Below are 6,000 nucleotides of genomic sequence, written 5' to 3' on the forward strand. Positions count from 1 at the left end.
GGGCGCTTTTGCCCCTGCTGACTTTTGAGGAAATCCACATGTCATTACCACACTGCCCACAATGCAACTCCGAATACACCTACGAAGATAACGGCATGTTCATCTGCCCGGAATGCGCTCACGAATGGAACGATGCTGAACCCGCGCATGACAGCGACGAACTGATCGTGAAAGACGCTAACGGTAACCTGCTGGCCGACGGCGACAGCGTAACCGTCGTGAAAGATCTGAAGGTCAAAGGTAGCTCTTCCATGCTGAAGATCGGTACCAAAGTGAAAAACATCCGCCTGGTGGAAGGCGACCACAACATCGATTGCAAGATTGATGGATTCGGACCGATGAAACTGAAATCCGAGTTTGTGAAAAAGAACTAATTTTGTTGGCCGGATAAGGCGTTAGTCGCCATCCGGCTTTTATTGCCCGGTGGCGCTTCGCTTACCAGGCCTACGCTAACTACACTTAACGGGCTTCTTTTACCTGAGGTAAAGATCATGTCGTTAAGTCCCTACATCTCTTTTGCAGGCAACTGCGCTGACGCCATTGCGTACTACCAACAGACGCTGGGCGCAGAACTGCTCTACAAAATCAACTTCGGTGAAATGCCCCAGTCGGCGCAGGACAGTGAAGAGGGTTGCCCTTCTGGAATGAAATTCCCCGATACCGCCATCGCCCACGCCAACCTGCGTGTTGCGGGCAGCGACATCATGATGAGCGACGGCGTCGCGACGGGAAAAGCCCATTACTCCGGATTCACGCTGGTCCTCGACACGCAGGATGTCAACGAAGGGAAGCGCTGGTTTGACAACCTGGCAGCAACAGGTCAAATCGAAATGGACTGGCAGGAAACATTCTGGGCGCACGGTTTCGGTAAAGTCACCGACCAGTACGGTGTGCCGTGGATGATCAACGTCGTCAAACAGCAGCAGCCCCCCACGGAGTAATCCTACGGGAGGCTTGTCCTCCCGTACTGTCATCAAATATCGCTCAATTCTTCATCTTCGAGTAACCATCCCTTAACGAAAATGTCACATTAATCCGCCACGATGGGGCCACTTTTTTAGGGAGGCCGCATCATGCAAACGGTTATTCGCGTCGAGAAACTCTCCAAATCATTCAATCATCATCAGGCGCTGAATGCGGTTGATCTGACTATCCATTCCGGTGAGATGGTGGCTCTGCTTGGGCCATCAGGTTCCGGCAAATCCACCCTTTTACGTCATTTAAGCGGGTTGATTACCGGTGATAAATCGCCAGGTAGCCATGTCGAGCTATTAGGCCGCACGGTACAACGTGAAGGCCGACTGGCGCGTGACATCCGCAAAAGCCGTGCCCATACGGGCTATATCTTCCAACAGTTCAATCTGGTGAACCGTCTCACCGTGCTGGAGAACGTGCTGATTGGCGCGCTCGGCAGCACGCCGTTCTGGCGCACCTGTTTTAGCTGGTTTACGCCACAGCAGAAGCAACGGGCGTTACAGGCGCTGACCCGCGTTGGCATGGCGCACTTTGCCTACCAGCGCGTTTCTACGCTCTCCGGCGGACAGCAGCAGCGCGTCGCCATCGCCCGCGCCCTGATGCAACAGGCAAAAGTGATCCTCGCCGATGAGCCGATTGCCTCGCTGGACCCGGAATCTGCACGCATCGTGATGGACACCCTGCGCGACATTAACCAGACCGACGGCATCACCGTCGTGGTCACGCTGCATCAGGTGGATTACGCCCTGCGCTACTGCGAACGCATTGTTGCGCTGCGCCAGGGACACGTCTTCTACGACGGCAGCAGCCAACAGTTTGATAACGATCGTTTTGACCATCTCTACCGCAGCATGAACCGCGTCGACCAGAACGCACAGGCTGCCTGACATCCCCACAATGAGGAATGGAAATGAGTTATAAGACAGTTGCCGCGCTGGCCTTCACCAGCATGTTTAGTCTCAGCACCTTCTTAAGCCCGGCATATGCCGAAGAACAGGAAAAAGCGCTGAACTTTGGCATTATTTCGACCGAATCACAGCAAAACCTGAAGCCACAGTGGGAACCGTTCCTGAAGGACATGGAAAAATCGCTGGGCGTAAAAGTGAATGCCTTCTTCGCCCCGGACTACGCCGGGATCATCCAGGGCATGCGCTTTAACAAAGTCGATATCGCCTGGTACGGCAACCTCTCGGCGATGGAAGCGGTGGATCGCGCCAATGGACAGGTCTTCGCCCAGACCGTCGCGGCAGACGGATCGCCGGGTTACTGGAGCGTATTGATCGTCAATAAAGACAGTCCGATCAACAATCTGAACGATCTGATCGCCAAACGTAAGGATCTAACCTTCGGCAACGGCGATCCAAACTCCACCTCGGGCTACCTCGTCCCTGGTTACTACGTCTTCGCGAAAAACAACATTGCTGCCAGCGACTTCAAGCGCACCGTTAACGCCGGGCATGAAACTAACGCCCTGGCCGTCGCCAACAAGCAGGTGGATGTTGCCACCAACAACACCGAAAACCTCGACAAGTTAAAAACCTCTGCACCAGAAAAATTGAAAGCGCTGAAGGTGATCTGGAAATCGCCGCTGATCCCAGGCGATCCGATCGTCTGGCGCAAAAACCTCTCCGAAACCACCAAGGACAAGGTGTACGACTTCTTCATGAGCTATGGCAAAACGCCGGAAGAGAAAGCCACGTTGGAACGCCTGGGCTGGGCGCCGTTCCGTGCCTCCAGCGATCTGCAACTGGTACCGATTCGCCAGCTGGCGCTGTTTAAAGAGATGCAGGGCGTGAAGGACAACAAGGGCCTGAACGCGGAAGAGAAAACCAGCAAAACCTCGGTGATTAAAGCACAACTGGATGATCTCGACCGCCTGACCGCCGCGCTGAGTGCCATGACCAGCGTAAATAAAGCGGTGCAGTGATTTGTAGGCCTGATAAGCGCAGCGCCATCAGGCAATCGCGTAAATGCCGGATGGCGGTGCAAACACCTGTTCCAACGGAGCCAAATATGCAAACCATCACCGTCGCCCCGCCCAAGCGTAGCTGGTTCTCGCTGCTGAGCTGGGCCATTCTTCTCGCCGTGCTGGTCGTCTCGTGGAAAGGGGCCGAAATGGCTCCACTCACGCTGATCGAGGATTCCGGCAATATGGCGACCTTCGCCGCTGACTTCTTCCCGCCGGACTTCAGCCAGTGGCAGGACTATCTCAGCGAAATGGCCATCACCCTGCAAATCGCCGTCTGGGGGACCGCCCTCGCCGTGGTGCTGTCGATTCCTTTCGGCCTGATGTGCGCCGACAACCTGGTGCCGTGGTGGATTTACCAGCCAATGCGTCGCCTGATGGACGCCTGCCGCGCCATCAACGAAATGGTCTTCGCCATGCTGTTTGTGGTTGCGGTCGGTCTCGGGCCGTTCGCCGGGGTGATGGCGCTGTTTATCCACACCACCGGGGTGCTCTCCAAACTACTTTCCGAGGCGGTAGAAGCCATTGAGCCGGGTCCGGTCGAAGGCATTCGCGCCACGGGTGCCAACAAAATTGAAGAGATCCTCTACGGCGTTCTACCGCAGGTCATGCCGCTGCTCATCTCCTACTCGCTGTACCGCTTTGAGTCCAACGTCCGCTCCGCCACGGTGGTCGGCATGGTTGGCGCAGGCGGCATCGGCGTGACGTTATGGGAGGCGATTCGCGGCTTTCAGTTCCAGCAAACCTGCGCCCTGATGGTGTTAATCATCGTCACCGTCAGCCTGCTGGATTTCCTCTCTCAGCGTTTGCGTAAGCACTTCATCTAATCAGCGAGGCATTGATTGCTATGCACTTGTCTACACATCCGACCAGTTATCCGACGCGTTATCAGGAAATTGCCGCCAGACTTGAGCAGGAGCTTCGTCAACATTATCGCTGCGGTGACTACCTTCCGGCCGAGCATCAGCTTGCCGCCCGCTACGCGGTCAACCGCCACACGTTGCGCCGCGCCATTGACCAGTTGGTCGAACGCGGCTGGGTGCAGCGTCGTCAGGGCGTCGGCGTGCTGGTGCTGATGCGCCCGTTCGATTACCCGCTGAATGCCCAGGCGCGCTTCAGTCAGAACCTGCTGGACCAGGGCAGCCATCCCACCAGCGAGAAGTTGCTGGCGGTGCTGCGCCCGGCCTCGAGCCATATTGCCGACGCGCTCAGCGTCACCGAGGGCGACAACGTCATCCATTTGCGCACCCTGCGCCGGGTGAACGGCATCGCGCTCTGTCTTATCGACCACTATTTTTCCGACCTCACCCTCTGGCCGCTGTTGCAGGGCTTTAACCACGGCTCACTGCACGACTACCTGCGCGAGCAGTTGGGTCTGATGTTACTGCGCACGCAAACACGCATCAGCGCCCGCCGCGCGCAGGCCAAAGAGAGCAAGGTACTGGAAATCCCCAACATGGCGCCGCTGCTGTGCGTGCGCACCCTGAACCACCGTGAAGGCGAAGAACACGCGACGGAATACTCCGTCAGCCTGACCCGCGCCGACATGATCGAATTCACCATGGAGCACTGAATGCACCTTGATACCGCCACCCGCCAGCGCTGGATGCGCGCGCTGGCTTACAGCAACGCTGAAGACCTGAATGCGCGCGTCAACGCGCTGAAACTGACACCAGAATATGAACTTATCCGCGCACCGGAAAGCGGGCTGATGCAGATCCAGGCCCGCATGGGCGGCACCGGCAACCGTTTTTTTGCCGGTGATACCACGATAACGCGCGCCGTCGTACGCCTGAAGAGCGGCACGCTGGGTTATAGCTACCTGCTGGGACGCAACAAACCCCACGCCGAGCAGTGCGCAGTGATTGACGCACTGCTGCAGGAACAGACGTATTTCCAGAGCGTAATGGAAACCTTAATTACCCCGCTGGAAGCGGAACGCGATGCGCTAATTAACGCTCGCCGTGCCGAAGTCAACGCCAGCCGGGTCGACTTCTTCACACTGGTACGCGGAGATAACGCATGACACGATCTACGGCACTACAGAGCGCCTTTAATTTACCCGTCCAGGATGCGCAGCAGTGCTTTCGTCGCCTGCTGAAGGCCATGAGCGAACCGGGGGTGATTGTCGCCCTGCATCAGCTGAAACACGGCTGGCAGCCGCTGGGTCTGGCGACCACCAGCGTGCTGCTGACCCTGGTCGACGGTGACACCCCGGTGTGGCTGGCTCCAGCCATGGATAACGATATTGCCCGACAGAACCTGCGTTTTCACACCAATGCCCCACTGGTAGAACAACCGCAGCAGGCAGCCTTTGCCATCGCCGACAATCGTATTAGCAGCGAACAGCTCAACGCCCTCTCTTCCGGTTCCGCCGTAGCACCAGAGACCAGCGCGACCCTGATTGTACAGATCGCGGGCTTAAGCGGCGGACGCATGCTGCGCCTGACCGGGGCCGGTATCGCCGAAGAACGGATGATCGCCCCGCAATTACCGGAATGCCTGATTCATGAACTGACCGAGCGCCCGCATCCGTTCCCGCTGGGGATTGATCTGATCCTCACCTGCGGCGAACGGCTGCTGGCTATTCCGCGAACCACCCACGTGGAGGTGTGCTGATGTACGTTGCCGTCAAAGGGGGCGAGAAGGCAATAGCCAACGCCCACGCGCTGCAGGAGAACCGACGCCGGGGCGATGCGCACATTGCCGAACTGAGCGTGGCGCAAATCGAACAGCAGATGAACCTCGCCGTTGACCGGGTCATGACTGAAGGCGGTATCGCCGACCGTGAACTGGCGGCACTGGCGCTCAAGCAGGCCAGCGGCGACAACATTGAAGCCATCTTTTTGCTACGCGCTTACCGCACGACGCTGGCAAAACTGGCGGTGAGCGAGCCGGTCAACAGCGCAGAGATGCGCCTGGAACGGCGTATTTCCGCCGTCTACAAGGATATTCCCGGCGGGCAGTTGCTGGGTTCAACTTACGACTATACCCACCGCCTGCTTGATTTCACTCTGCTGGCCAACGGCGAGACGCCGCCGCTGCGCGCCGCGGAGAGT

Annotated in this window: 9 protein-coding genes; all 9 read left to right on the plus strand. The window is 57.7% G+C overall.

Annotated elements, in window-relative coordinates; translation table 11 throughout:
* Positions 1–38: 38 nt before the first annotated feature.
* Positions 39–374, plus strand: a complete 336-nt coding sequence (locus tag FDX01_RS02870) for a zinc ribbon domain-containing protein YjdM (protein WP_096758651.1) — start codon at positions 39–41, stop codon at positions 372–374.
* 117 nt (positions 375–491) lie between these two features.
* Positions 492–941: a VOC family metalloprotein YjdN gene (yjdN, locus tag FDX01_RS02875; protein WP_096758652.1), complete on the plus strand. Its 450-nt coding sequence runs from the start codon at positions 492–494 to the stop codon at positions 939–941.
* Positions 942–1,073: 132 nt separating this feature from the next.
* The gene (phnC, locus tag FDX01_RS02880; RefSeq protein ID WP_117343576.1) at positions 1,074–1,862 is read left to right on the plus strand and encodes a phosphonate ABC transporter ATP-binding protein; all 789 of its coding nucleotides are present in this window, start codon (positions 1,074–1,076) and stop codon (positions 1,860–1,862) included.
* A gap of 23 nt (positions 1,863–1,885) precedes the next feature.
* Positions 1,886–2,902 carry a phosphonate ABC transporter substrate-binding protein gene (gene phnD / locus FDX01_RS02885; protein WP_137399194.1) on the plus strand — a complete coding sequence of 339 codons (1,017 nt, stop codon included), beginning with the start codon at positions 1,886–1,888 and terminating at the stop codon, positions 2,900–2,902.
* An 86-nt stretch (positions 2,903–2,988) separates the two neighbouring features.
* Positions 2,989–3,768: a phosphonate ABC transporter, permease protein PhnE gene (phnE, locus tag FDX01_RS02890; protein WP_096758655.1), complete on the plus strand. Its 780-nt coding sequence runs from the start codon at positions 2,989–2,991 to the stop codon at positions 3,766–3,768.
* Positions 3,769–3,788: 20 nt separating this feature from the next.
* The gene (gene phnF, locus FDX01_RS02895; protein WP_115259669.1) at positions 3,789–4,514 is read left to right on the plus strand and encodes a phosphonate metabolism transcriptional regulator PhnF; all 726 of its coding nucleotides are present in this window, start codon (positions 3,789–3,791) and stop codon (positions 4,512–4,514) included.
* Positions 4,515–4,967, plus strand: a complete 453-nt coding sequence (gene phnG / locus FDX01_RS02900; protein ID WP_117343577.1) for a phosphonate C-P lyase system protein PhnG — start codon at positions 4,515–4,517, stop codon at positions 4,965–4,967.
* Positions 4,964–5,560 (plus strand): phosphonate C-P lyase system protein PhnH, encoded by a 597-nt coding sequence (gene phnH, locus FDX01_RS02905; protein WP_096758658.1) that lies wholly within the window; start codon positions 4,964–4,966, stop codon positions 5,558–5,560. The genes phnG and phnH overlap by 4 nt, the downstream gene beginning before the upstream one ends.
* On the plus strand, positions 5,560–6,000 hold a 441-nt coding region (locus FDX01_RS23275; protein ID WP_249360843.1), incomplete at its 3' end, for a carbon-phosphorus lyase complex subunit PhnI. The genes phnH and FDX01_RS23275, both read left to right, overlap by 1 nt.

The organism is Citrobacter sp. wls613, from assembly GCF_005281195.1.
Taxonomy (GTDB): domain Bacteria; phylum Pseudomonadota; class Gammaproteobacteria; order Enterobacterales; family Enterobacteriaceae; genus Citrobacter; species Citrobacter gillenii.

Excerpts from the sequence above, each read along its gene's own strand:
- phnH (WP_096758658.1), top strand. The coding sequence starts at position 4,964 with ATGACACGATCTACGGCACTACAGAGCGCCTTTAATTTACCCGTCCAG.
- phnG (WP_117343577.1), top strand. The coding sequence starts at position 4,515 with ATGCACCTTGATACCGCCACCCGCCAGCGCTGGATGCGCGCGCTGGCT.
- phnF (WP_115259669.1), top strand. The coding sequence starts at position 3,789 with ATGCACTTGTCTACACATCCGACCAGTTATCCGACGCGTTATCAGGAA.
- phnD (WP_137399194.1), top strand. The coding sequence starts at position 1,886 with ATGAGTTATAAGACAGTTGCCGCGCTGGCCTTCACCAGCATGTTTAGT.
- phnC (WP_117343576.1), top strand. The coding sequence starts at position 1,074 with ATGCAAACGGTTATTCGCGTCGAGAAACTCTCCAAATCATTCAATCAT.
- phnE (WP_096758655.1), top strand. The coding sequence starts at position 2,989 with ATGCAAACCATCACCGTCGCCCCGCCCAAGCGTAGCTGGTTCTCGCTG.
- FDX01_RS02870 (WP_096758651.1), top strand. The coding sequence starts at position 39 with ATGTCATTACCACACTGCCCACAATGCAACTCCGAATACACCTACGAA.
- yjdN (WP_096758652.1), top strand. The coding sequence starts at position 492 with ATGTCGTTAAGTCCCTACATCTCTTTTGCAGGCAACTGCGCTGACGCC.